This is a genomic window from Pseudomonas sp. Marseille-P9899, from assembly GCF_903166565.1.
Taxonomy (GTDB): domain Bacteria; phylum Pseudomonadota; class Gammaproteobacteria; order Pseudomonadales; family Pseudomonadaceae; genus Aquipseudomonas; species Aquipseudomonas huaxiensis.
The window spans coordinates 16,022-40,829 of record NZ_CAESCG010000011.1; the positions used below are offsets into that span (position 1 = coordinate 16,022).

18 protein-coding genes, 1 pseudogene and 1 riboswitch are annotated in these 24,808 nt (G+C 64.3%); of the genes and pseudogenes, 10 read left to right on the forward strand and 9 right to left on the reverse strand.

Annotated features, from left to right (window positions below; genetic code table 11):
• The first annotated feature begins 12 nt into the window (after positions 1 to 12).
• Genes HWV67_RS30205 through HWV67_RS30215 form a run of 3 tightly spaced genes read left to right on the forward strand, consistent with a single transcriptional unit; the run spans position 13 to position 7,861 of the window.
• Entirely contained in the window at positions 13 to 2,061 is a 2,049-nt protein-coding gene (locus HWV67_RS30205) for a methyl-accepting chemotaxis protein (protein ID WP_175653877.1), read from the forward strand.
• 36 nt (positions 2,062 to 2,097) lie between these two features.
• On the forward strand, positions 2,098 to 7,410 hold the full coding sequence (locus HWV67_RS30210) for a hybrid sensor histidine kinase/response regulator (protein WP_175653878.1): 5,313 nt from the start codon (positions 2,098 to 2,100) through the stop codon (positions 7,408 to 7,410).
• A complete protein-coding gene (locus HWV67_RS30215) occupies positions 7,403 to 7,861 on the forward strand; it encodes a chemotaxis protein CheW (RefSeq protein ID WP_110972897.1) in 459 nt (152 codons plus the stop codon). The genes HWV67_RS30210 and HWV67_RS30215 overlap by 8 nt, the downstream gene beginning before the upstream one ends.
• Here the strand turns inward: HWV67_RS30215 and HWV67_RS30220 are convergent.
• Both HWV67_RS30220 and HWV67_RS30225 read right to left on the reverse strand, forming a co-directional pair.
• Positions 7,858 to 8,577: a 16S rRNA (uracil(1498)-N(3))-methyltransferase gene (locus tag HWV67_RS30220; RefSeq protein WP_175653879.1), complete on the reverse strand. Its 720-nt coding sequence runs from the start codon at positions 8,575 to 8,577 to the stop codon at positions 7,858 to 7,860. The two genes, HWV67_RS30215 and HWV67_RS30220, sit on opposite strands and share 4 nt — an antisense overlap.
• Positions 8,578 to 8,730: 153 nt before the next feature.
• Positions 8,731 to 10,137, reverse strand: a complete 1,407-nt coding sequence (locus HWV67_RS30225; protein ID WP_175653880.1) for an adenosylmethionine--8-amino-7-oxononanoate transaminase — start codon at positions 10,135 to 10,137, stop codon at positions 8,731 to 8,733.
• A gap of 191 nt (positions 10,138 to 10,328) precedes the next feature.
• Between HWV67_RS30225 and HWV67_RS30230 the strand changes: the two genes are divergently transcribed.
• From HWV67_RS30230 to HWV67_RS30240, 3 genes are all read left to right on the forward strand, one after another.
• Positions 10,329 to 12,140, forward strand: coding sequence for a flavin monoamine oxidase family protein (locus HWV67_RS30230; RefSeq protein ID WP_175653881.1), 1,812 nt, complete (start codon positions 10,329 to 10,331; stop codon positions 12,138 to 12,140).
• A 196-nt stretch (positions 12,141 to 12,336) separates the two neighbouring features.
• Positions 12,337 to 12,888, forward strand: a complete 552-nt coding sequence (locus HWV67_RS30235; protein WP_175653882.1) for a cytochrome b — start codon at positions 12,337 to 12,339, stop codon at positions 12,886 to 12,888.
• Between the two features lie 32 nt (positions 12,889 to 12,920).
• On the forward strand, positions 12,921 to 13,499 hold the full coding sequence (locus HWV67_RS30240; RefSeq protein ID WP_175653883.1) for a YceI family protein: 579 nt from the start codon (positions 12,921 to 12,923) through the stop codon (positions 13,497 to 13,499).
• Positions 13,500 to 13,560: 61 nt separating this feature from the next.
• Here the strand turns inward: HWV67_RS30240 and HWV67_RS30245 are convergent, their stop codons facing one another.
• The 4 genes from HWV67_RS30245 to ahcY all read right to left on the reverse strand — a co-directional run bounded on the left by HWV67_RS30245 (position 13,561) and on the right by ahcY (position 18,916).
• On the reverse strand, positions 13,561 to 15,450 hold the full coding sequence (locus HWV67_RS30245; RefSeq protein ID WP_175653884.1) for a DEAD/DEAH box helicase: 1,890 nt from the start codon (positions 15,448 to 15,450) through the stop codon (positions 13,561 to 13,563).
• A gap of 222 nt (positions 15,451 to 15,672) precedes the next feature.
• Positions 15,673 to 16,458, reverse strand: a complete 786-nt coding sequence (locus tag HWV67_RS30250; RefSeq protein WP_175653885.1) for a substrate-binding periplasmic protein — start codon at positions 16,456 to 16,458, stop codon at positions 15,673 to 15,675.
• A gap of 94 nt (positions 16,459 to 16,552) precedes the next feature.
• The gene (gene metF, locus HWV67_RS30255) at positions 16,553 to 17,398 is read right to left on the reverse strand and encodes a methylenetetrahydrofolate reductase [NAD(P)H] (RefSeq protein ID WP_175653886.1); all 846 of its coding nucleotides are present in this window, start codon (positions 17,396 to 17,398) and stop codon (positions 16,553 to 16,555) included.
• A 108-nt stretch (positions 17,399 to 17,506) separates the two neighbouring features.
• Entirely contained in the window at positions 17,507 to 18,916 is a 1,410-nt protein-coding gene (gene ahcY / locus HWV67_RS30260) for an adenosylhomocysteinase (protein WP_095155873.1), read from the reverse strand.
• A gap of 21 nt (positions 18,917 to 18,937) precedes the next feature.
• A riboswitch (S-adenosyl-L-homocysteine riboswitch) is annotated at positions 18,938 to 19,040 on the reverse strand.
• A 214-nt stretch (positions 19,041 to 19,254) separates the two neighbouring features.
• On the opposite strand from ahcY, the gene HWV67_RS30265 reads away from it, so the two are divergent.
• Positions 19,255 to 19,656: an acyl-CoA thioesterase gene (locus HWV67_RS30265; protein ID WP_095155874.1), complete on the forward strand. Its 402-nt coding sequence runs from the start codon at positions 19,255 to 19,257 to the stop codon at positions 19,654 to 19,656.
• A gap of 110 nt (positions 19,657 to 19,766) precedes the next feature.
• On the opposite strand, the gene HWV67_RS30270 is transcribed toward HWV67_RS30265, so the two are convergent.
• Positions 19,767 to 21,005 (reverse strand): cation:proton antiporter, encoded by a 1,239-nt coding sequence (locus HWV67_RS30270; protein ID WP_175653887.1) that lies wholly within the window; start codon positions 21,003 to 21,005, stop codon positions 19,767 to 19,769.
• Between the two features lie 193 nt (positions 21,006 to 21,198).
• On the opposite strand from HWV67_RS30270, the pseudogene HWV67_RS30275 reads away from it, so the two are divergent.
• Positions 21,199 to 22,032 (forward strand): annotated as a pseudogene (locus HWV67_RS30275) (EamA family transporter).
• Positions 22,033 to 22,068: 36 nt separating this feature from the next.
• A complete protein-coding gene (locus tag HWV67_RS30280) occupies positions 22,069 to 22,455 on the forward strand; it encodes an MAPEG family protein (protein ID WP_175653888.1) in 387 nt (128 codons plus the stop codon).
• A gap of 134 nt (positions 22,456 to 22,589) precedes the next feature.
• Here HWV67_RS30280 and mltA read toward each other — a convergent pair whose 3' ends face one another.
• Positions 22,590 to 23,747, reverse strand: coding sequence for a murein transglycosylase A (gene mltA / locus HWV67_RS30285; protein ID WP_175653889.1), 1,158 nt, complete (start codon positions 23,745 to 23,747; stop codon positions 22,590 to 22,592).
• A gap of 131 nt (positions 23,748 to 23,878) precedes the next feature.
• Here mltA and HWV67_RS30290 point away from each other — a divergent pair, with 131 nt between their 5' ends.
• Positions 23,879 to 24,328, forward strand: a complete 450-nt coding sequence (locus HWV67_RS30290) for a c-type cytochrome (protein WP_175653982.1) — start codon at positions 23,879 to 23,881, stop codon at positions 24,326 to 24,328.
• Positions 24,329 to 24,388: 60 nt separating this feature from the next.
• On the opposite strand, the gene HWV67_RS30295 is transcribed toward HWV67_RS30290, so the two are convergent.
• The gene (locus HWV67_RS30295; RefSeq protein ID WP_175653890.1) at positions 24,389 to 24,784 is read right to left on the reverse strand and encodes a DUF1090 domain-containing protein; all 396 of its coding nucleotides are present in this window, start codon (positions 24,782 to 24,784) and stop codon (positions 24,389 to 24,391) included.
• Between the last annotated feature and the right edge of the window lie 24 nt (positions 24,785 to 24,808).

The window sequence follows — 24,808 nt, forward strand, 5'->3', positions numbered from 1 at the left end:
AATGCCAGACCCGTGACCCAATTCAGACCCGCCAGCGCACTCAAAGGCTCTCGCAGCAGCGCACAGATCGCCGCACTGTTCGTCGTGCTGATCTTGTCGATCATCCTGCTGTTCGCCAACTTCGCCTACCTCAACACCCAGGCCAACCACGACAAGCAGTACATCGGCCACGCCGGCGAACTGCGGGTGCTGTCCCAGCGCATCGCCAAGAACGCCACCGAAGCGGCGGCCGGCAAGACCGTGGCTTTCCGCCTGCTGAGCGAGGCGCGCAATGACTTCGAGCAGCGTTGGGGCTACCTGAAGAAGGGCGATTCGAGCACTGGCCTGCCGTCGGCGCCGCCGGCGGTGCGCGCCGAGATGGACGCGGTGCAGCGCGACTGGGAAAACCTGCGCAAGTACACCGATACCATTCTTGCCAGCGAGCAGACCGTGTTGTCGCTGCATCAGGTCGCCGCGACCCTGGCTGAAACCGTGCCGCAGTTGCAGGTCGAGTACGAGAAGGTCGTGGAAATCCTCCTGCAAAGTGGCGCGCCGGCCAATCAGGTGGCGGTGGCCCAGCGTCAGGCGCTACTGGCCGAGCGCATCCTCGGTTCGGTCAACACCGTACTGGCCGGCGACGAAACCTCGGTGCAGGCCGCCGATGCCTTTGGGCGCGACGCCAACCGCTTCGGCCAGGTGCTCGAAGGCATGCTCGGCGGCAACTCGACCATCCAGGTCACCCGTGTCGAAGACCCCGACGCCCGCGCTCGCCTCGGTGAAATCGCCGAGCTGTTCCAGTTTGTCGCGGGCTCGGTGGACGAAATCCTCGAAACCTCGCCGGAACTGTTCCGCGTGCGGGAAGCCGCCGGCAATATCTTCAGCCTCTCGCAGACCCTGCTGGACGAAGCCTCGCGCCTGGCCAGCGGTTTCGAAAACCTCGCCGGCGGGCGCACCCTGGATACCGTCGGCGGCTACGTGCTGGGCTTGCTGGCGCTGGCCTCGATCATCCTGATCGGCTCGGTGATGGTCCGCGAGACCAACCGCCAGTTGACCGAAACCGCCGAGAAGAACGAACGCAACCAGCAGGCGATCATGCGCCTGCTGGATGAAATCGAAGACCTCGCCGACGGCGACCTGACCGTCACCGCCTCGGTCACCGAGGACTTCACCGGCGCCATCGCCGACTCGATCAACTATTCCATCGACCAGCTCCGCGACCTGGTGGCGACCATCAACCTCAGCGCCGAGGAAGTCGCCAGCGCCGTGGTAGATACCCAGACCACCGCGCACCAGCTCGCCAAGGCCTCCGAGCACCAGGCGCAGCAGATCGCCGATGCATCCATGGCGGTGGGCGATATGGCCGAGTCGATCGACCGGGTGTCCGGGCATGCCTACGAGTCGGCCAAGGTGGCCGAGCGCTCCGTCGCCATCGCCAACAAGGGCAACGAGGTGGTGCACAACACCATCAACGGCATGGACAACATTCGCGAGCAGATCCAGGACACCGCCAAGCGGATCAAGCGTCTCGGTGAGTCTTCCCAGGAAATCGGCGACATCGTCAACCTGATCGACGACATTGCCGACCAGACCAACATCCTTGCCCTCAACGCGGCGATCCAGGCGTCCATGGCCGGTGAGGCCGGGCGCGGGTTTGCCGTGGTCGCCGACGAAGTGCAGCGGCTCGCTGAGCGGTCATCGTCGGCCACCCGGCAGATCGAGGCGCTGGTGCGGGCGATTCAGGTCGATACCAACGAAGCGGTCATCTCCATGGAGCAGACTACCGCCGAGGTGGTGCGCGGCGCGCGTCTGGCACAGGATGCCGGCGTGGCGCTGGCCGAGATCGAAGGCGTGTCGCAGACCCTCGCCGAGCTGATCCACAGCATTTCCGACGCGGCGCAGTTGCAGACCTCCTCGGCCGGACAGATCTCCCACACCATGGCGATCATCCAGCAGATCACCTCGCAGACCTCGTCCGGCTCGACCGCCACCGCCGAAAGCATCGGCAACCTGGCGCGGATGGCCAGCGAAATGCGTCGCTCGGTTTCGGGCTTCACCCTGCCACCGGCACCGGAGTCGCGCTGATCCGGCGCGTGGGCATTATTGGCAACGGGAGTGGGTATGGCTGACCGGCAAGATTTCGTCGCCCTGGCGTGGACCAAGGGGGCGATTGACGAGAGCCTCGGGCAGGCGCGGCAGGCGCTGGACCATTTCGCCGGCAATTCGGGTGAGGCGCAGGAACTGGGCGGCTTCATCGACAGCCTGCACCAGGTGCACGGCTGCCTGGTGATGCTCGAACTCAAGGGCGCGGCGCTGCTCGCCGAAGAAATGGAGTTGCTCGCCAGAGCCTTGGGCGAGGGCCGCGTGCCCGCCCTTGGTGAAGCGCAGGGCATGCTGTTTCGGGCTCTGATCCAATTGCCGTTGTACCTGGACCGCCTGCGCGGCGCCCGCCGCGATTTGCCGTTGCTGGCGCTGCCGCTGCTCAATCAGTTGCGCGCCGCTCGGGGTGCCGAGGCCGTTGGCGAGAGCGCCCTGGGCGTGATTCCCGCGCCGGCGGCTGGCGACAGCCTGGAACTGTCGCTCGATACGCTGCAAGGCCAGTTGCCGGCGATGCCCGACCGCGATGCCCTGCGCTCGGTGGTGGCGGCGGTGCGCGAAGACCTGATTCGCATCAAGGAGCGCCTTGACCAGTTCGTTCGCGGCGACCGCGAGCAGCTTTCGGAACTGGACGCCCTGCTCGCACCGCTGCGGCAGATGGCCGACACCCTGGCGGTGCTGGGCTTCGGCCAACCGCGCCGGGTGATTCTCGATCAAGTTGCCGTGTTGCAAGGCGTGGTTCAGGGCCAACGGGCGCTGGAAGACGCGCTGCTGATGGACGTGGCCGGCGCGCTGCAGTACGCCGAAGCGACGTTGGGCGGCATGGTCGGCTCCCTCGAATCCCTGAATCAGACACCGCCTCCCGGCACCGACCTCACGGAAATCCGCCAACTGGTGCTGGATGAAGCCCACGGCGTGCTGTTGCAGGCCCGCGATTTGATCGCCGATTGCCTTGAAGCCGGTTGGGAGCGCCAGCGCCTGCAGCCGCTTCCCGATCTGCTGGTGCAGATTCGCGGTGCCCTGGCGATGCTGATGCTGCCGCGACCCGCTGCGCTGGTGCAGCGCTGCACCGACTATCTTCAGGCCCATGTGCTGCAGGCCGAGTCGTTGCCCGGCAGCGTGGAACTGGACCATCTGGCCGACGTGATCGCCAGCCTCGAATGCTACCTGCAAGCCATGAGTATCGACCTGCAAGCCGAGGTCGATCCGCTGCTGGAGCGCGCCGGCAACGCCCTGGCTGCGCTGGGCTTTGCGGCGCCGACAGTACCGGTGGCAGAAACCCTCGCGGTGGTTGCCGCGCCGTTGCCGGTGGATGACGAACTGCGCGAAGTCTTTCTCGAAGAAGCCGAGGAAGTGTTGCAACAACTGGACGAGCATTGGCAGCAATGGCGCGGCGAGGGTCATCCCCGCGAAGCCTTGGTGGAATTGCGCCGCGGCTTCCACACCCTCAAGGGCAGCGGCCGCATGGTGCGCGCGCAGGTACTGGCGGAACTGGCCTGGGGCACCGAGCACTTGCTCAACCGCATGCTCGAAGGCCGCGTTGGTAGCAGCGACGACGTGCTCAAGGCGATTGAGCAGGTGCTGACCTTGATGCCGCCGCTGGTGGCCGAATTCGGTAGCGGCGAGGAACACGCTCACGCGCGGGTCGAGCACCTGGCCGGCCATCTTCATGCGCTGGCGATGAACGACCCGGTGACGGGCGGCGAGAAGTCGGACGCCCTCGACCCGCAACTGCTGGAGATTTTCCGCAACGAGGCGCAGGCCCACCTGGCCAGCCTCGACGCGTTTCTTGAAGGCGCCGAATTGCACTTGCCGGCGCCGGTCAGCGACGACCTGCAACGCGCCTTGCACACCCTGAAGGGCAGCGCGGCGATGGCCGGGGTGACCCCGATCGCCGAACTGGCCACCGCGCTGGACCTGCTGGCGCGGGAGTTCAAGGCCCATCAACTGGGCTTCGACCTCGATGAGATCTACCTGCTGCAAATGGCCGAGCCGCTGATGCGTCGCGGCCTGGAGCAACTGGGCAGCACGCCGCTGGCGCCGATCAAGGGCGCCGACATTCTGATCGAACAGGTCGATCAGGTGGTCAGCGCACGGCTGCAGGCGCTGCTCGATTCGCCGAGCGATCAACTGCGAATCAAGCGCGATCCGCAACTGATCGCCAGCTTCCTCAACCAGGGCATGGACATCCTGCTGGACGCGGAGTCGTTGTTGCAGCGCTGGCAAGAGCACCCCGGCGAGCGCCACGAACTCAGCTCGCTGCTCGATGAACTAACCACCCTCGGCCAGAGCGCTCATCTGGCCAATTTGTGGCAGGTGGATGAACTTTGCGAAGCGCTGCTGGACCTTTATGGCGCGGTGGAAGAGAGCAGCCTGGCGGCCGATGCACGCTTCTTCGAGGAGGCGCAGCACGCTCACGAAGCGCTGATCGACATGCTCGACCAGATTGCCGCCGGCCAGGAAGTGGAGCCTTGCCCGGAGCGGCTGCACGCGCTGCGCTCGCTGCTGGAAGAAGGGCTGGACCCCGGCGCCATGGGCCTGGTGCGCAGCCACGGAGGTGGTCCGGCGAGCATCGCCGAACTGGGCAGCGTCACCCGCGAGCTGAGCCATCAGGCGGATGACAGCGAGTTGGTGGAGCTTTTCCTCGAAGAAGCCATCGATGTCCTCGACAGCGCCGATCAGGCGCTGGCGCGCTGGCTGCAAGATCCCGAAAACGCCTCGGCGCTGTCCTCGTTGCAGCGCGATCTGCAAACCCTCAAAGGCGGCGCGCAGATGGCCGGCATCGGCGCGCTGGATGTGCTCGCCCATGAACTGGAATTGCTTTACGAAGGGCTGGTCGACCGACGCTACAGCCCTTCGCCGTCGTTGAGCGGTTTGTTGCGCGGCAGCCACGCGCTGTTGGCGCGGATGCTGGCGCAAATCAGCCAGGGCCAGCCGCTGGAGTCGGTGGTGGAAACCCTCGCCGGGCTGCGCGAGTTCCGCCACAACGCCGTGCCCCAGACCGGCGCCGCCAAACCCGGCGCGCAGGTGGCGCAGGAAGGCGACAAGGAACTGCTGGAAGTCTTCCTCGAAGAAGGTGTGGATATCGTCGAAAGCGCCGCTGCAGCGCTGACCCGCTGGCAGGCCGACCCGCGCAACAGCGTCGAGGTGGAAAACCTCCTGCGCGACCTGCACACCCTCAAGGGCGGTGCGCGGATGGTGGAAATCGCGCCCATCGGCGACCTCGCCCACGAACTCGAATTCCTCTACGAACACCTTGCCGCCGGCCAGCTCCAGCCCAGCCCGGCGTTGTTCAGCCTGCTGCAGAACTGCCACGACCGGCTGGCCCACATGCTCGACGCGGTGCGCCTGCAACAGCCGCTGCACGCGGCCACCGCGCTGATCGACTACATCCGCAACTTCAGCAGCGCGGCCCTGAGCGACAGCGCCGCTGCCGCGCCGGGCAACGATGCGGCGCCGGCCGAAGCACCGGCCCCGGCGCCGGAGCGCGCGGCGCTCGATGTGGTCAAGGTCAACGCCGAGCTGCTTGACGACCTCGGCAACCTGGCGGCCGAAACCTCCATCGCCCGTGGCCGCCTGGAGCAGCAGGTCAACGATGCGCAGGTGGCCCTGAATGAAATGGAAACCACGCTGGAGCGCATGCGCGACCAGTTGCGCCGGCTCGACACCGAAACCCAGGGCGGCATCCTCAGCCGTCTGCAGGCCGAAGGCGATGCGCTGGGCTACGAAGACTTCGACCCGCTGGAAATGGACCGCCATTCGCAGTTGCAGCAGTTGTCCCGGGCGTTGTCGGAGTCGGCCTCCGACCTGCTCGACCTGAAAGAAACCCTGACCGTGCGCAACCAGACGGCGCAGGGCCTGTTGCAGCAGCAGGCGCGGGTCAACAGCGAGTTGCAGGAAGGCCTGATGCGCACGCGCATGGTGCCGTTCGAGCGGCTGGTGCCGCGCTTGCAACGGGTGGGGCGCCAGGTTGCCAGCGAGCTGGGCAAGCAGGTCGAACTGGTGGTGGGCAACGCCGAGGGCGAGATGGACCGCAGCGTGCTGGAACGCATGGTCGCGCCGTTGGAACATATGCTGCGCAACGCCGTCGACCACGGCCTGGAAAGCCGCGAAGCGCGGCTGGCGGCGGGTAAGCCGGAACTGGGTATGATCGCCCTGAACCTGCTGCACGAAGGCGCCGACATCGTTATCGAAATGTTCGATGACGGCGCCGGGGTGCCGCTGGAAGCGGTGCGCACCAAGGCCATCAAGCGTGGCCTGCTGGCGCCGGACAGCGAGCTCAGCGACCACGAAGTGATGCAGTTCATCCTGCAGCCGGGGTTCTCCACCGCCGAGAAAATCACCCAGATTTCCGGGCGCGGGCTGGGCATGGACGTGGTCCACGAAGAGGTCAAGCAGCTCGGCGGCTCGATGGTTATCAGCTCGGTGCCCGGCAAGGGCGCGCGCTTCCTGATTCGCCTGCCGTTCACCGTCTCGGTCAACCGCGCTCTGATGGTGCATTGCGGTGAGGAGCAGTACGCGCTGCCGCTCAATGCCATCGACGGCGTGGTGCGGGTGCCGCCGGCGGAGCTGGAGGCCTGCTATCAGCTCGACCCGCCGCGCTACGAGTACGCCGGGCATCGCTACGAGCTGCGCTACCTCGGCGAGTTGCTGCAAGGCGAGCGACAGCCGCGCCTGCTGGGCCAGAGCCTGCCGTTGCCGGTATTGCTGGTGCATGCCCATGACCAGCAATTCGCGGTGCAGGTGGACAGCCTGTCGGCCAGCCGCGAAATCGTGGTCAAGAGCCTCGGCCCGCAGTTCGCTGCGGTACAGGGCCTGGCCGGGGCGACGTTGCTGGGCGATGGCCGGGTGGTGTTGATCCTCGATCTGCTGGAACAGTTGCGCGCCCTGCACCTGCGCCTGTCGCGGCAGGCCGACACCACCACGCGCCACGCCAATGTGGCGCTGCTCGGTGGCCCGGCGCGGCCGCTGCTGGTGCTGGTGGTGGACGACTCGGTGACGGTGCGCAAGGTCACCGGGCGCCTGCTGGAGCGTCACGGCATGAACGTGTTGACCGCCAAGGACGGTGTCGACGCCATGGCCGTGCTGCAGGAACACCGGCCCGACGTGCTGCTGCTGGATATCGAAATGCCGCGCATGGACGGCTTCGAAGTGGCGACCCAGGTGCGCCATGACCCGAAACTGAAGAACCTGCCGATCATCATGATCACCTCGCGGACCGGTCAGAAGCACCGCGACCGGGCCATGGCGATCGGCGTCAACGACTACCTGGGCAAGCCGTACCAGGAATCGGTGCTGTTGCAGAGCATCGCCCGCTGGAGCCATTCCCATGCTTGAACAAGGAGCCCGCAACGGCCGTCGCAGCAGCCTGACCGGGCTGTTGCTGCCGTTGAGCGACCGCTGCCTGGTGCTGCCCAACGTGGCGGTGGCCGAACTGATCGGCTACCAGGCCTGCACCCCGGCGCCTGACCAGCCGGCCTGGCTGCTGGGCTGGATCGACTGGCGCAGCCAGCGCTTGCCGTTGCTGAGTTTCGAGGCTGCCTGCGGTGGCCAGACTCAGGTTGGCGAGCGCGCGCGGATTGTCGTGCTCAATGCCTTGGGCGGTGCTCAGCGCAGCTTCTTCGCCTTGCTCGTGCAGGGTATTCCGCGCTCCTGCAAGCTCGACAGCCAGCTCAACTACGTCGACGTGCCGCTCAGCGAACTGGAGCTGGCGGCGGTGCAGGTGGGCGAGCAGGTCGCCCGGGTGCCGGATCTGGTCGGTCTGGAACGGCTGCTGCCGCCCGTTTAGAAATCACCCCAGAGTTGCTGCGCCACCGCCAGCGCCACCACCGGCGCGGTTTCGGTGCGCAGCACCCGTGGGCCGAGGCGCGCGGCGTGGAAGCCGGCGGCCTTGGCCTGATCGACTTCCGCCTCGGACAAACCGCCTTCCGGGCCGATCAGAAACGCCAGGCTGTCCGGCCGGGCGTGGCTGACCAGCGGCTCGGCCACCGGGTGCAGGACCAGCTTGAGTTGCTCGTCGCTGCTGGCCAGCCATTCGGCCAGGGTGAGCGGCGGGTTGATCTGCGGCACGCTGGAGCGCCCGCACTGTTCACAGGCGCTGATCGCCACCTGGCGCCAGTGGGCCAGGCGCTTGTCGGCGCGCTCGTCTTTGAGGCGCACTTCGCAGCGTTCGCTGACGATTGGCGTGATCACGTTGACGCCCAGTTCGGTGGCTTTCTGGATCGCCCAGTCCATCCGCTCGCCACGGGACAGGCCCTGGCCGAGGTGGATGCGCAGCGAAGATTCGGCCTGGCCGGGGAGGGCTTCGGTGAGGCTGACGCGCACGGTTTTCTTGCCGACTTCGAGCAGTTGGCCGAGGTATTCCTGGCCGCTGCCGTCAAACAGTTGCACGGCGTCGCCGACGGCCATGCGCAGTACGCGGCCGATGTAGTGGGCCTGGGTTTCAGGCAGATCGTGTTCGCCGAGGCTGAGCGGGGCGTCGATGAAAAAGCGGGAGAGTCTCATGGTCGGGCTCGGTTACAGAATTGAGGTGTCAGGTTTTGGGCCTGCTTTGCAGGCCTTCGCGACGGTTCGGCGCTCCGACAAGCTCGCTCCTACAGGTTCATCAGGTGTTTGCCGATCACTTGTAGGAGCGAGCTTGCTCGCGATGAGACTCTATCAACCCGGATCGCGGAAATCAGGATGGAAATTGGCCGGCACCGCCACGCTCACACTGTCCCGCGTTGCCAGGTCGATCCCTTCAGTGGCCACTTGCGCCAGGAAATCGATCTGCTCCGGGGTGATCACATACGGCGGCAGGAAATACACCACGCTACCCAGCGGACGCAGCAGCGCGCCGCGGGTCAGGGCGTGTTCGAAGACCTTCAGGCCGCGGCGCTCCTGCCACGGATAGGCGGTCTTGCTGGCCTTGTCCTGAACCATCTCGATCGCCAGGGCCATGCCGGTCTGGCGTACTTCGGCTACATGCGGATGGTCCACCAGATGGGCGGTGGCACTGGCCATGCGCTGGGAAAGGGCCTTGTTGGCTTCGATCACGTTGTCCTGTTCGAAGATGTCCAGGGTCGCCAATGCCGCAGCACAGGCCAGCGGGTTGCCGGTGTAGCTGTGGGAATGCAGGAAGGCGCGCAGGGTCGAGTAGTCGTCGTAGAACGCACCGTAGACATCGTCGGTGGTCAGGCACGCGGCCAGCGGCAGGTAACCGCCGGTCAGGGCCTTGGACAGGCAGAGGAAGTCCGGACGGATGCCGGCCTGTTCGCAGGCGAACATCGTGCCGGTGCGGCCGAAGCCGACGGCGATCTCGTCGTGGATCAGGTGCACTTCGTAGCGATCGCAGGCCTCGCGCAGCAGCTTGAGGTACACCGGGTGGTACATGCGCATGCCGCCGGCGCCCTGGATCAGCGGTTCGACGATCACTGCGGCGATGCTGTCGTGGTGCTCGGCCAGGGTCTGTTCCATGGCGGCGAACATCGTGCGCGAGTGGTCTTCCCAGCTCACGCCCTCGGGGCGCAGGTAGCAGTCTGGGCTTGGCACCTTGAAGGTGTCGAGCAGCAGCGCCTTGTAGGTTTCGGTGAACAGCGGCACGTCGCCCACCGACATCGCGGCAATGGTTTCGCCGTGGTAGCTGTTGCTCAGGGTGACGAAGCGTTTCTTCTCCGGACGGCCCTTGTTCAGCCAGTAGTGGAAGCTCATTTTCAGCGCCACTTCGATGCAGGACGAACCGTTATCGGCGTAGAAGCACCGGGTCAGCCCTTCCGGGGTGAGCTTGACCAGGCGCTCGGACAGCTCGATCACCGGCTGGTGGCTGAAGCCTGCGAGGATCACGTGCTCCAGTTGGTCGACCTGGTCCTTGATGCGCTGGTTGATGCGCGGGTTGGCGTGACCGAACACGTTGACCCACCAGGAGCTGACCGCGTCCAGGTAGCGCTTGCCTTCGAAGTCTTCGAGCCACACCCCTTCGCCGCGCTTGATGGGGATCAGCGGCAGTTGCTCGTGGTCTTTCATCTGGGTGCAGGGGTGCCAGAGGACCTTGAGGTCACGCTGCATCCACTGTTGATTAAGGCCCATTGGCATTCTCCTGGCGGCACGGGTTGCGGACATCCGCGCAAGCCTATGCAAAGCGCCCGGCCACCACAACCCGTGGCGACCAATCGGCCGGACCCTTGCTGGCGGGCATGGTCGGGGTGACGTATCCTGCACGGCATCTGCCCGGGGCGTTCTTCCCCACCTTTTTCTGCCTTTGATCCGGAGTTCGACACATGTCTGCTGGTTGGCTGCGCGGCTGCGCGCTGGTGTTTATTGGGCTGTTCAGCGCGGGGGCGATGGCGGCGGCGAAGACCCCTACGGCCATCGTGGTCGGCGGCGGACTGGCGGGCCTGACCGCGGCGTACGAGCTGCAGAACAAGGGCTGGCAGGTCACCTTGCTGGAAGCCAAATCCAGCATTGGCGGGCGTTCGGGCCTGGCCACCAGCGAATGGATCGCCAACAGCAAGGTCCAGCCGGTGCTCAACCAGTACCTGGACAGCTTCAAGATCACCACCTTGCCCGCCCCGGAATTCGTCCGGACCCCCGGCTATCTGATCGACGGCGAGTATTTCAGCGCCGCCGACCTGACCACTAAGCAACCGGCCACCGCCGAGGCGCTCAAGCGCTACGAGAAGACCGTCGACGACCTCGCCGCCTCCATCAGCGATCCGGAAAACCCGGCGGCCAACAGCACCCTGTTCGCCCTCGACCAGATGAACGTCTCCACCTGGCTGGACAAGCTGCAACTGCCGGCCACCGCGCGGCAACTGGTCAACCAGCAGATTCGTACCCGTTATGACGAGCCGTCGCGCCTGTCGCTGCTCTACTTCGCTCAGCAGAACCGCGTCTATCGCGGCGTCAGCGACCGCGACCTGCGCGCCGCCCGTCTGCCAGGTGGCAGCCCGGTGCTGGCCCAGGCCTTCGTCAAACAGTTGAAAACCATCAAGACCAGTTCGCCGGTGACCGCCATCAGCCAGGACAAGGACGGCGTGACCGTCAAGGTCGGCGGTGTCGGCTACCAGGCCGATTACCTGGTGCTGGCCGTGCCGCTGCGCGCGCTGTCGAATATCCAGATGACTCCGGGCCTGGACAACCAGCACTTGGCCGCGCTCAAAGGCACCAACTACGGCTGGCGTGACCAGTTGCTGCTGAAGTTCAAGACCCCGGTCTGGGAAAGCCGCGCGCGCATGTCCGGCGAGATTTTCAGCAACACCGGCCTCGGCATGCTGTGGATCGAGCCCGCGCTGAAAGGCGGCGCCAACGTGGTGATCAACCTTTCGGGCGACAACGCCCGCCTGCTGCAGGCGTTTGGCGACAAGCAGATGGTCGATCAGGTGCTGATCCGCCTGCATGCGTTCTATCCACAGGCGCGTGGCGCGTTCACCGGTTATGAAGTGCGCCGCTACAGCACCGACGTCGGGACTGGCGGTTCGTACCTGGCCTATGGTCCGGGGCAGATCAGCAAATACTGGCGCCTGTGGGAGCGTCCGGTACAACGTGTTGCCTTTGCCGGCGAACACACCGATTCGCTGTATCCGGGCACCCTGGAAGGCGCACTGCGCAGCGGCCAGCGTGCCGCCACCCAAGTGCGTGATCTGGCGGCGGGCAAGTCGTTTGATCCGGTCAAATCGGTTGCTGCCACTGCTGCGGCAGGAACGGCTGCCGCAGCGGTCGCCGCGAAGAAAGAGAAAGACAGCGGCGGCGGCTTCTTCTCGCGCCTGTTCGGTGGCGGTGACGACAAGCCTGCTGCGGCCCCTGAAACCGCCAAGGCGGTCGAACCAGCCGCCGCCCCAGCTCCGGGAGCAGCGCCTGCGCCTGCCGCGCCGGCAGCCGTTGCACCCGTTGCCAAGGAAGAGCCGGCCAAGGCCGCACCGGTGAAAGCCGCGCCAGCCAAGGCCGCTCCGGCCGCACATGCGCCGGCGAAGAAGGCCGAGGCCAAGGCTGCGCCAGTGAAGAAACCCGCGCCAGCTCCTGCGAAAAAGACCGAAGCCAAAAAGGAGCCGGCGAAGAAGCCGGCCTCCAATACCCAGGCCAAGGCAGGCTGACAAGCCTTTATCCGTGGGAGCGCCCGCTCCCACGGCTTACATCAGCTACAGTCCTTCCCCTGGCGTTAATGTTTCCTTAACGCCCCTGTTGCAGACTAAGCATCGATTTTTCCGATAGTTCAAAGCGAAATTTTCCGCTTTCATTCGATAGATATCCGGTTAGTCTTGGTAGCAATTCTTACGGGGAACCAGGCAAATGCAGCTTCGCAATTCATCTTCTCGTTACGGTCTGATCAGCATCGTCCTGCACTGGGGCGTTGCCCTGGCGGTGTTCGGTCTGTTCGGTCTGGGCCTTTGGATGGTCGGGCTGGATTACTACAGCTCCTGGCGCCATACCGCGCCTGAACTGCACAAAGGCATTGGCCTGACCGTGCTGGCGCTGATGCTGCTGCGGGTGCTGTGGCGTTTTGTCAGCCCGCCGCCTCCTGCCCCGGCCACCCACGACGCTTTCACCCGTTTCGCCGCCAAAGCTGGCCACATGCTGCTCTACGTGGGTCTGTTTGGCGTGTTGATCGCCGGGTACCTGATCTCCACCGCTGAAGGCGCGGGGATCCCGGTATTCGGCTTGTTCGAAGTTCCGGCACTCGTTTCCGGCCTGCCTGATCAGGCCGATATCGCCGGTGCGATCCACTTCTATCTGGCCTGGGGTCTGGTGATTTTCGCCGGCCTGCACGGGCTGGCCGCTCTAAAACACCACTTTATCGACCGTGACGCGACCCTGGTGCGCATGCTGGGCCGCAAGGCTTGATGTTCAACCTCCACTCCAAAGGAATAGAAAGTATGTTGAAGAAGACTTTTGCCGCTCTGGCGCTCGGTACCGCTCTGCTCTCGGCTGGTCAGGCCATGGCCGCCGATTACAAGATCGACAAGGAAGGCCAGCACGCATTCGTCGACTGGAAGATCAGCCACCTGGGCTACAGCTTCATCCACGGTACCTTCAAGGAGTTCGACGGTTCGTTCTCCTGGGATGCCGCCAAGCCTGAAGCCAGCAAGATCGCTGTCGACCTGAAAACCGCCAGCGTCTGGTCCAACCACGCTGAACGTGACAAGCACATCGCCAGCAAGGACTTCCTGGACGTCAGCAAATTCCCTGAAGCCAAGTTCGTCTCCACCGCTGTCAAATCGACCGGCGAGAAAACTGCTGATGTGACCGGCGACCTGACCCTGCACGGCGTGACCAAGCCGGTCACCTTCAAGGCCACCTTCGTTGGCGAAGGCAAGGATCCATGGGGCGGCGAGCGTGCAGGCTTCAACGCTACCACCACCCTGAACCTGAAAGACTTCGGTATCGAAGGCCCAGGCCCTGCTTCCCAGACCCTGGACCTGGACATCTCCCTGGAAGGCGTGAAACAGAAGTAATTTCTGCCTCGCCAACAAAAACGCCGCCCCTTGGGGCGGCGTTTTCGTTTACGGCGTTGACTCAGCGATTGCGGGTCAGCAGCGCCGGTTTCTCACCACGAGGACGGCTCGGCAGTTGCTCGAGCTGTTCGATCGACGGGAAACGGTCGACCTTCGATTCCTTGTGCATGATCTTCGGCTGCTGTTGCGGCTGTTCTTCACGCGCGCTGCGTACGGCCGGTTCCTGGCGATCTTCGCGGGCCGGGCGACGGTTGCGGTTGTTGCTGCCTTCGCGACGTGGCTGGCCATCACGGGCACCACCACCGGTGCGCGGACCACCACCACGTTTCTCGCCGCCAGCCGCTTTGTCGCCGCGTGGAGCGGCGCCATTGCTGCGAGGTGCGTTGGCGCGTGGCTGGCCGCTACCTGCGGTGCCGGCGCTGGCGGGTGCGCCCGGACGACGGTTGCGGCCCTGGCCGCCTTTGCCCTGGTAAGGGCTGACGTAGTCGGCGCGGTTACCGAAGTTGTCGACGTCGTCATCCAGGAAGACTTCCGGATCACGGTTTCCCGAGTTGGCTGTCGACGGTGCAGCAGCCTTGGCAGTCTGAGGCTGGCGTGGCTTCTGATCGCGTGGCTTGCGCTCTTGACGACCGCCAGCGGCTTTCTCGGCAGGCTTGTCACCGGCCGGTTTGTCCTTTTCCTTGCCTTTATCCTTGCCCTTGTCCTTGCGACCCCCGGCATTGCTGCCGTCGGCGCGCTGACCACGGCGCTGGTTGTTCTGCGGGCGTGGCTCGCGGGTTTCCGGCTTCTCGGCCTCGACGGCGGAGAAATCGAAGCCCAGCAGGTCGCCATCCGGGATCCGCTGACGGGTGACGCGCTCGATGCTCTTGAGCAGCTTCTCTTCATCAGGCGCGACCAGCGAGATCGCTTCGCCGGAGCGTCCGGCACGGCCGGTACGGCCGATACGGTGAACGTAGTCTTCCTCGACGTTGGGCAGCTCGAAGTTGACCACGTGAGGCAACTGGTCGATGTCCAGGCCGCGGGCGGCGATGTCGGTTGCGACCAGGATCCGCACGGTACCGGCCTTGAAGTCGGCCAGGGCTTTGGTGCGGGCGTTCTGGCTCTTGTTGCCGTGGATCGCGGCGGCGGTCAGGCCGTGCTTTTCCAGGTACTCGGCCAGGCGGTTGGCGCCGTGCTTGGTACGGGTGAACACCAGGACCTGTTCCCAGGCGCCAGCGGTGATCAGGTGAGCGAGCAGGGCGCGCTTGTGGCTGGACGGCAGGCGGTAGACGCGTTGTTCGATACGCTCGACGGTGGTGTTCGGCGGCGTGACCTCGATGCGCTCGGGGTTGTGCAGCAGCTTGTCGGCGAGGTCGGTGATGTCTTTGGAGAAGGTTGCCGAGAACAGCAGGTTCTGGCGCTTGGCCGGCAGGCGGGCAAGGACCTTCTTCACATCGTGGATGAAGCCCATGTCGAGCATGCGGTCGGCTTCGTCCAGCACCAGCGTTTCAACGTGGCTGAGGTCGACGCTGCCTTGGCCGGCGAGGTCGAGCAAGCGACCCGGGCAGGCCACCAGCACGTCAACGCCGCGGGACATGGCCTGGACCTGGGGGTTCATGCCAACGCCGCCGAAGATGCAGGCGCTGACGAATTTCAGGTCGCGGGCGTAGGTCTTGAAGCTGTCGTGGACCTGGGCGGCCAGTTCGCGGGTCGGGGTCAGGACCAGTACGCGCGGCTGGCGCGGGCCATGACGCTGGGACTTGTCCGGGTGACCACCGGGAAACAGACGCTCGAGGATCGGCAAGGCGAAACCGCCGGTTTTACCAGTACCTGTCTGCGCCGCAACCATTAGGTCGCGACCTTGCAACGCGGCGGGAATGGCCCGCTGTTGCACCGGAGTAGGCTGGGTGTAGCCCGCAGCCTCAATAGCGCGGACTAGAGCCTCGGAGAGACCGAGGGAAGCAAAGGACATGAGAAATCCTGTTCTATTGGGGGCTGGGCCCTATGGGATGATCTTGCCTGGCGCGAGGGGCATCGAGGGATGCTGTCGCGTCCGGTCCTGCAGGGTCTTCAATGCGCATCCGGGAGCGGTGAGCGGGCTTTGGGCCTCGCTGTTTTACCGGTCGGGATGCCTTTTGTAAGGCCGAGCGTCCGGGCGTAAGCCTGGCGGGAAGGCCGGAGTATAACAGAGCAATCAGGGAGTGCTGCGTTCCTGCTGCTCAACGGTTTTTGTAGCGCCCGGCGTGACATCGCCGTAGCGCGCATGCAGCTCGGCGTAGGCCGGCTCCTGCTTGAAGCGCCGCAGCTCGGCGGCGAAGCGCTGGGCGAGCAGGTCCATGCCGGCGTTGCGGCGTACCGCGAGGTACTGGCGCTGGCGGTCGATGACCAGCGGCAGTTCGCTGATCTGCTGCTCCAGACCGAGTTGGGCAAGCATATAGCGCCCGACGCGGCGGTCGGTGATCACCAGGTCGATGCGCCCGCGTTGCAGCTTGCCGAAGTTGGCTTCCTGGGTCGGTGCGGCTTCGCGGCGAAACAGCGGCGACTCCAGAAACGCCTTGCCGTAGTCATAGCCGGCGGAGGTGCCGACGGTGAGGTCGCGCAGGTCGTCGAGGCTGTTGACCGCATGTGGCCGGTCGTTGGCCTGGAACAGCACGAATTCGACTTCCGACAGCGGTTCGTTGGGGTAGAACAATTGGCTGCTGCGTTGCGCGTTCTGGAAAATATCCAGCACGCCGTCGGCCAGACCCTGGTCGACCATCAGCATGCAGCGCCGCCACGGCATGAACTGCCAGTCCACCTCGACACCCAGGCGCTTGAACACTTCGGCGGTGACTTCATAGTCGATGCCCTTGGGCTGGCCGTTTTCTTCATAGACGTAGGGCGCCCACGGATCCGTGACGATACGCAGCCGCTCGGCATGGGCCAGCAGGCTCATGCAGCTCAGTAGCAGGACGGTCAGCAGGCGGGCGAGATAGGGCATGGTGGCTGTATACGGGATGCATCGCGCGAAAGCGAGTGCAGAAAGCCTGGAGTGGCGATGGCGCCGGAATTTACGGACACCATCGCCGGATCGATCAACGCGGCAGCTTGAGGTTGTTCCAGATCGCCAGGCTCGGTTCGGCCTGGTTCAGCGTGTAGAAGTGCAGACCCGGTGCGCCGCCTTGCAGCAGTTGTTCGCACATGCGGCTGATGACTTCTTCACCGAACGCCTGGATGCTCTTGGCGTCGTCGCCGTAGGCTTCCAGTTGCTTGCGGATCCAGCGCGGCAGCTCGGCGCCGCAGGCGTCGGAGAAGCGGGCCAGCTTGCTGTAGTTGGTGATCGGCATGATCCCTGGTACGACCGGGATCTTCACGCCCAGTTTTTCCACGCGCTCGACGAAGTAGAAGTAGCTGTCGGCGTTGAAGAAGTACTGGGTGATGGCGCTGTCGGCGCCGGCGTTGGCTTTGCGCACGAAGTTGATCAGATCGTCTTCGAAGCTGCGTGCCTGCGGATGCATCTCCGGGTAGGCGGCCACTTCGATGTGGAAATGATCACCGCTTTCCTGGCGGATGAACTCGACCAGGTCGTTGGCGTAGCGCAGTTCACCGCTGGCCATGCCCATGCCCGAAGGCAGGTCGCCGCGCAGGGCGACGATGCGCTTGATGCCGGCGTCCTTGTACTGGACGAGCAGGTTGCGCAGCTCTTCCTTGCTGTCACCGACACAGGACAGGTGCGGTGCGGCCGGGACCTTCACTTCGTTTTCCAGTTGCAGCACGGTATTCAGGGTGCGATCGCGGGTCGATCCGCCAGCCCCGTAGGTGCAGGAAAAGAAGTCCGGGTTGTAGCCGGCCAGGGTGCGAGCGGTGGCGAGCAGTTTTTCATGTCCAGCGTCGGTCTTGGTCGGGAAGAACTCGAAGCTGTAACGGCGTTCCTGAGTCATTTGAAATTCCTTCAGCCGCAAGCCTCAAGCGGCAAGCTGCAAGAGCAAGCAAGAGCGGCACAAGACCGCCATTGCTTGAAACTTGCAGCTCGCAGCTTGTAGCTGCTGTTAGTAGCGGTAGGCGTGTGGCTTGAATGGACCTTCAACGGACACGCCGATGTACTCGGCCTGTTTCGGGGTCAGTTGGGTGATCACGCCGCCGAAGCCGCGAACCATTTCCAGGGCCACTTCTTCGTCGAGTTTCTTCGGCAGGACTTCAACCGTCAGGCGCTCGGCTTTCTGCGCAGCGTTCAGGTCGGCGAACTTCTGGTCGAACAGGAAGATCTGTGCCAGGACCTGGTTGGCGAACGAACCGTCCATGATCCGGCTTGGGTGACCAGTGGCGTTGCCCAGGTTCACCAGACGGCCTTCGGCCAGCAGGATCAGGTAGTCATCGTTCTGCGGATCGAAGTCGCCATTGCCGGTACGGTGGATCTTGTGGACCTGCGGCTTGACCTCTTCCCATGCCCAGTTCTTGCGCATGAAAGCGGTGTCGATTTCGTTGTCGAAGTGACCGATGTTGCAGACAACGGCGCGCTTCTTCAGGGCCTTGAGCATGTTGGCGTCGCAGACGTTGACGTTACCGGTAGTGGTGACGATCAGGTCGATCTTGCCCAGCAGGGCCGCGTCGATGCTGGCTTCGGTGCCATCGTTGATGCCGTCGATGAACGGCGAAACCAGTTCGAAACCGTCCATGCAGGCTTGCATGGCGCAGATCGGGTCGACTTCGGTGACCTTGACGATCATGCCTTCCTGACGCAGCGACTGGGCCGAGCCCTTGCCCACGTCACCGTAGCCGATCACCAGGGCTTGTTTGCCCGACAGCAGGTGGTCGGTGCCGCGCTTGATGGCATCGTTCAGGCTGTGACGGCAGCCGTACTTGTTGTCGTTCTTGCTCTTGGTGACCGAGTCGTTGACGTTGATTGCCGGGATTTTCAGCTCGCCCTTGGCCAGCATGTCCAGCAGACGGTGTACGCCGGTGGTGGTTTCTTCGGTGACGCCGTGGATCTTGTCCAGCATCGCCGGGTATTTCTTGTGCAGGATTTCGGTCAGGTCGCCGCCGTCGTCGAGGATCATGTTGGCGTCCCATGGCTGACCGTCCTTGAGGATGGTCTGCTCGATGCACCACTCGTACTCCTGCTCGGTTTCACCTTTCCAGGCGAACACAGGGATACCGGCGGCGGCGATGGCGGCAGCGGCCTGGTCCTGGGTGGAGAAGATGTTGCAAGACGACCAGCGTACTTCGGCACCCAGGGCAACCAGGGTTTCGATCAGCACGGCGGTCTGGATGGTCATGTGGATGCAACCAAGGATTTTCGCGCCCTTGAGTGGCTGCTCTTCCTGGTACTTGCGACGTAGGCCCATCAGCGCAGGCATTTCCGACTCGGCGATGATGGTTTCGCGACGGCCCCAGGCGGCCAGGGAGATGTCGGCGACCTTGAAATCGTTAAAACCTGCAGGCGTGTTTACAGCGCTCATGAAGAGCCTCCATTCGTAGTGTGCGAATGGGCGCCGTTGTGCGTTAAGGGTCCGTGATGAAGCATACGGACAACGCCCCGACCGAGCCTGACAGGGTCAACCTGCTGCAGCGCCCCTCGGTCGGGTGGCGGGAGCGACGGTCGCGGGGGACCATCGCCGAAAAACGCGGGGATTATAGCCGGGCTTTCGCGCGCGCCCAAGGGCCAAAGCGTCGCGTACGACCGACGACTGGCGGATGGTCGTATACCAGCGATGGTTTGCGTCCAAAGAATGGGGCTACCATGTAGTGGCAGGGCCTCGGTGGCTCTGCTTCACATGCCAGGCCGGTAGGAGCACGCATGAATTTTCACACCCGCAAATGGGTAAAACCCGAAGACCTCAACCCCAATGGCACCTTGTTCGGCGGCAGCTTGCTGCGCTGGATCGACGAAGAGGCGGCGATCTACGCGATCGTCCAGCTGGGCAACCAGCGCGTGGTGACCAAGTACATCTCCGAAATCAACTTCGTCAGCGCCTCGCGCCAGGGTGACATCATCGAACTGGGCATCACCGCCACCGAGTTCGGCCGCACCTCGATCACCCTCAAGTGCGAAGTCCGCAACAAGATCACCCGCAAGGCGGTGCTTACCGTCGAGCGCATGGTGTTCGTCAACCTGGGCGATGACGGCTTGCCGGCAGCGCATGGACGGACCGAGATCAAGTACATCGAGGACCAGTTCCCGGACAGCGCCGTCGAATAAGCTGACAAGTGGTAAGCGGCAAGCTATAAGCCACAAGAAAGAGCAAGAGCAGACCGCAGTGCTGCTCTTGCTTCAGCTTTTTCTTGTAGCTTGAAGCTTAAACTTGCAGCTCAAGACGTCTGTTCGCTAACGCCCCGCACCACCCGCCCAACCGTCAATCCCTGTACCAGGATCGACGACAGCACCACGATGTAGGTGATCGACAGCAGCAGGTCACGCTCATCGCCCATTGGCAGCGACAGCGCCAGGGCCACCGACACCCCGCCCCGCAAACCACCCCAGGTCAGTACCCGCACAGTGCCTTTCGGCACGCTGCGCCAGCGCCGCAGCAGGACGATCGCCGGAGCCACGGTCAGCAGCCGCGACAGCAGCACCGCCACCGCCAGCACGCTGCCGGCCGCCAGGTGCATCCAGTTGAACGGCAGCAGCAACAGTTCCAGTCCGATCAGGGCGAACAGCAGGGCGTTGAGCATGTCGTCGATCAGTTCCCAGAAACCGTCCATGTAGCGCCGGGTCATGTCGTTCATGGCCAGGTTGCGGCCCATGTTGCCGATGATCAGACCGGCCACCACCATGGCGATCGGTGCCGAAACGTGCAGCTCGTAGCACATCGCCGAGCCGCCGATGACCAGCGCCAGGGTCAGCATTACCTCGACCTGGTACTGCTCGATGCTCTTGATCATGCGGTAGGTGAAGTAGCCGATGATGCCGCCGAAGACCACGCCGCCAATCGCTTCGCGAACGAACAGCATCGCGGTTTCCGAGACGCTCGGGGTTTCGCCGAGCTGGACGATGCCCAGCAGCACAGTGAACACAACCACCGCGGTGCCGTCGTTGAACAGCGATTCACCAACGATGGTGGTTTTCAGCGGTTTCGAGGCATTGGCGGTACGCAGCGCGCCGAGCACGGCAATCGGGTCGGTGGGCGAGGTCAGGGCGCCGAACAGCAGGCAGTAGATCAGGCTGACGTTCCAGCCGAACAAGGCGAACACCCAGTGCGCGAGAAAGCCGATCACCGTTGTGGCGATCAGTACGCCGAGGGTGGCCAGCAGGCCGATCGGCCAGCGGTAGCTGCGCAGGTCGGCGAGGTTGACGTGCAAGGCGCCGGCGAACAGCAGGAACGACAGCATCCAGTGCATCAACAGGTCGTTGAAGTCGATCTGGTTCATCAGGCCTTCGACGCGTTCTTCCAGGCCCGGATAACCGATCAGGCTCAGGGCCTGGAGCATCAGGGAGAACAGCAGGGCGGTGACCATGACGCCAATGGCGGGCGGCAGGCCGATAAAGCGGTAATTCACGTAAGTGAGGAGGGTAGTGAGACAGATAAACGCGGCAACTAACTCAAGCATCCTAGGTCCTGTATTGGCTTCCAAGTCGGTGCCCGAACGAGGCGGGCAAAGACTTTGATGGCCTTTTGACCGTTTCGGGACACAGTTTTTTTCAATGTCGCCATTGACAGCGCGCTGGCTGTTTTGTTGCCGCTGGTTGAAACTTCGCCGTCCGCTTACGGACCCTGTCCGCAGATGGCGAAGGAATCGAGACGTGGTAGCGACTTCTCTGGTGCTGGTCGCGGCACTGCTGCATGCAACCTGGAATACCCTGATCAAATTCAGCGGCGAGCGTCTGCTGGTGATCGCCAGCATGGATACCGTGGCCCTGCTGTTCGCGCTGGTGATGGTCGGTTTCGTCCAGTTGCCGCCGGCGGATATCTGGCCGTGGTTGCTGGCGTCGGCGGGCTTCGAGCTGGTCTATCGGGTCCTGCTGATCAAGGCGTATCGGGTGGGCGACCTTGGCTTGGTCTATCCGCTGATGCGCGGCCTGTCGCCCCTGGTAGTGCTGGCCCTGACGCTGGTGTTCGCCGGCGAAGACCTCAGCAGCCAGCAGATCATCGGTATCCTGTTGATCCCGTGCGGCATGGCCTGCCTGCTCTGGCGCGGGGGCGGCGGTGATCGCCTGCCGTGGTCGATGCTGCCGGTGGTGGCGCTGATCGGGTTGTGCATCGGTTGCTACACCTGGCTCGACGGCCAGGCGATCCGGCGCTGGTCGCAGCCGCTGGATTATCTGGTGTGGCTGACGCTGGCCTGTTCCCTGCCATTTCCGCTGCTGGCGACGGTGTCGCGGCGCGCGCCGTTCGTGCTGTTCTGGCGGACTCAGTGGAAGCTTGGCCTGGCGGTGGGTGTCTGCGTATTGCTCAGCTACGCTCTGGTGCTCTGGGCGATGCACCTCGGGTAGGTGGCCGAAGCGGCGGCGCTGCGCGAGGTGAGCGTGATCCTGGTGGTGCTGCTGGGCATGCGCTACCTCAAAGAACCTTTCGGTGGGCCCAGGCTCTTGGCTTGTGCGCTGGTGCTGATCGGCATGCTGGTGATGAAATTCTGACCCGGCGCGAACCTCGATTCTGACAAGGACTGAACCATGACTGTCGCCTTCTGGTGTGTATTGATCGCCCTGTGCCTGCCGTACCTGTGTACGAGCGTCGCCAAGTTCGGCAGCGGGCGCTTCAACCTGCGCCACAACCATGATCCCCGGGCTTTCCTCGACAAGCTCGAAGGCTGGCCGCGCCGGGCGCACGCGGCGCAGATGAACAGCTTCGAGATTTTGCCGGCGTTTATCGCGGCGGTGCTGATCGCGGATGTTGTCGGCAATGCCGAGCAAGTCACCCAGGACGTGCTGGCGGTGCTGTTCATCACCAGTCGCCTGCTTTACATCATCTGCTACCTGGCGGACTGGGCGGCGCTGCGGTCGGTGGTGTGGTTTGTCGGGGTTGGGTTGATCATCAGTTTCTTTGTGGTTTCGGCCTGATTGGCGGTGCTCTTTTTGGCGCGAGTTTGTCGGGGCGCAGAACCGTCGCGAAGGAGCGCATAGCGCTCCCATTTCTGCGGCCGCGGCGCGCCCGTTCGCGAGCAAGCTCGCTCCCACAGAAGCTGTGAGCCTGCTTACTTGGCCTCGGTCTGCGGCACTGCCGGCAAGGCCATCCCCTTCGGCCACAGCAACCAGATCTGCCCCTGCTGCTTCATGTCCCCCGCCAGCTTGCCGGCTGCTTCGCCCGTTCCCCAGAACAGGTCCGCGCGCACTTCACCGGCGATTGCGCCGCCCGTGTCCTGCGCCGCCACCGGACGCACCACCGGGCTGCCGTCGGGACGGGTGGTGGACAGCCAGAGCAGGCTGCCCAGCGGGATCACCTTGCGGTCAATCGCCACGCTATAGCCGGCGGTCAGCGGTACGTTGAGCGAGCCGCGCGGGCCTTCATTGCTGTCCGGGCGGGTGCTGAAGAACACGTAGCTGGGGTTGCTCGCCAGCAATTCCGGCACCCGCGTCGGGTTGGCCTGGGCCCAGGCGTGGATGGCGCTCATGGTCACGTCCTCTTTGTTCAATTGACCCTGCTCCACCAGCCAGCGGCCCACAGGGCGATAAGGGTGGCCATTCTGGTCGGCGTAGCCCAGGCGCAGTTGCCGGCCGTTATCAAGCTGGACACGGCCCGAGCCCTGGATCTGCAGGAACTGCAGGTCCATCGGGTCCGTCAGCCAGGCCACCACCGGCGCTTTCACGCCCTGGCGCTGGATCACTTCGGCGGTGTCGTAGGGCTTGAGGGTGCGGCCTTCGAGGCGGCCCCGCAGGCGCTTACCCTTGAGTTCGGGATAGACGCTGTCCAGCGCCACCACGATCAGGTCATCGGGGATGCCGTAGACCGGCACGTTGGCGCGCTCGGTGCGGGTTTCGCTGCCGGGATAGACCGGCTCGTAGTAGCCGGTGATCAGGCCGTTGGCGCTGTTTTCCGCCGAGCGCAGGCTGTAGACCTCCAACTGATTACCGAGAAAGTCGCGAATCTGCCGGGCATCCGCCGGAACGTTGGCCGCCGCGGCGCAGGTCGGGCCCCAGGCCGGGTCGTTCTTGAGGCGCTGGCAGGCGCTGCGCCAGGCTTCGAAGCCGGCCACCAGATCGGCTTCGGCGACGCTTGGCAGGTCTTGCCAGGTGGCGTGGGTGTAGGTGGCGACCGGGTGCGGTTTGGATTTTTCCGGGGCGCCGCCGTTGCAGCCAGCAAGCAGGGCAAACAGGGAAAGGCTCCAGCCGAGGCGGCGCAGGGGAATATTCATGCGGGTATTTCCTTTGCGGGTCGTGCGGGCGCTAGGGCCGTTGCCCAACCCGTAGTTTTCTTGGGGGTATTGGTCTTTGCCGGTGAGGCGAGGATACTGGCCGCCTTTTTTACCGTGAGCCGTTGATGACCATGATGCTCAAGCGTTGTTCCGTTGTACTCCTGGCCTGCCTGACCCTGACCGCCTGTGGCGGGGTCGATCCGAATTCGCCGCTGGGCCAGCGCAAGGCCATCTTCAAGCAGATGCTCAAGACCAGCGAGGACATGGGCGGCATGTTGCGCGGGCGGGTGAACTTCGACGGGCAGAAATTCGCCGACGGCGCGGTCAAGCTCGACGGGCTGTCCCGTGAGCCGTGGAAGCATTTTCCGCAGGTCAAGGAAACGGATGATACCAGCGCCCGCGCGGATGTCTGGGAGAAGCAGGCGCGGTTCGAGGAACTGGCGCGGCAACTCGAGGCGACGACGGCGGAGCTTGTGACCGTCACCCGCGTTCAGCCGTTGCAGGCCGCGCAGCTGCAGGTGCCGATGGACAAGGTCGAGGCGGCTTGCAAGGCGTGTCATACCGAGTTCAGGAACCACTGAGAAACAGTGATCGCGACGGTTCGGCGGGTGCCGAGCTGTCGCGATGTCTGAAAGCCCGCCTTACTTCTCCAGTTCCTGCAGGGCGTCCTGCAGTTCCTTGTTGGCTTCGGCCAGCTTGTCCTTGCGCTTGTTGATCTTCTCCGAGTCGCCTTTCTTCATGGCCTTGTCGAGGTCTTTCTTGCGCTGGGCGACTTCGTGGCGGGCGTCGAGGACTTTCTGTTCGCGCTCTTTGCGCAGGCCGGCGTCGGTGCAGTTGGCCTTCACCTCGCTCAGGGCCTTTTCCAGCCCGGCTTGCTGCTCGGCGTTGCCGTGGCTGCGGGCCTGTTCGATCTGAGTGCTGATGGCCTGCTCTTTGGCGGCGCATCCGGTCAGGCCCGGCTGTTCTTCGGCGGCCAGCACAGGGGCCGCGAGTACAGCGCAGAGAGTGAACAGGGCAAGCGGGGAAATCGATTTCATAAAAGCTCCGTCGTCGGGCAAGCA